This window comes from Vibrio sp. YT-19(2023) (genome assembly GCF_033337395.1).
On sequence record NZ_JAWOQN010000960.1, the window covers coordinates 1 to 554 of the forward strand.

The 554-nt window shown below is 45.3% G+C and carries 1 protein-coding gene and 1 pseudogene; both read right to left on the reverse strand.

The genetic code is table 11. The features are described from left to right. Positions 1 to 54 precede the first annotated feature (54 nt). Entirely contained in the window at positions 55 to 267 is a 213-nt protein-coding gene (locus R7E78_RS29425; RefSeq protein ID WP_005458136.1) for a YheU family protein, read from the reverse strand. 33 nt (positions 268 to 300) lie between these two features. Beyond that, positions 301 to 554, reverse strand: a pseudogene (locus R7E78_RS29430) (hydrolase); the annotation flags it as partial.

Below are 554 nucleotides of genomic sequence, written 5' to 3' on the forward strand. Positions count from 1 at the left end.
TAGCATGTAACAACGACTTGTCATCGAGTGGGATACGGTAAAAATGTGAACGTGCTAAAACTTTGCTTTGAGTTGAATATCAACCGTTTCATGCAGTTCTGAGAACACGATGACGGCTTCACCTTTTTCTAGTTGCGTCTTCACTTGATCGATTTTGTTTTGCAGTGAAATTTCAACCGCGCCATAGTCGGTGCCTTCGCGTAGTACGAACTCACGGATTAGATTTTCCAGTGTTTCTGGCGCGATGTCTTGCCAAGGAATGATCATAAATACCTCAAACTTTTATGATGAAAGGCTAGTTTACTGTGTTCGCGGTTTGGATACAGCTGAAAGGTACTCTGCCGCGACACTTTCGTAGTACGCGGGCAGGGCTTCCTCTAACCAGAACTTTGGTTTTAATGCCGTACCAGTCAGAAAACCAACGTGTCCGCCGTGCTCAAACAGACGGTAATCAATGTTATCTGGCAGAACAAATTTGGGGATCACCTCTTCGGTCATGAACGGGTCGTCTTTGGCGTGGATGATCAAAGTTGGCAAGGTGATCTGCTGTAACT

Coding starts and splice junctions, on each gene's coding strand:
- R7E78_RS29425 (WP_005458136.1), bottom strand. CDS start 267: ATGATCATTCCTTGGCAAGACATCGCGCCAGAAACACTGGAAAATCTA.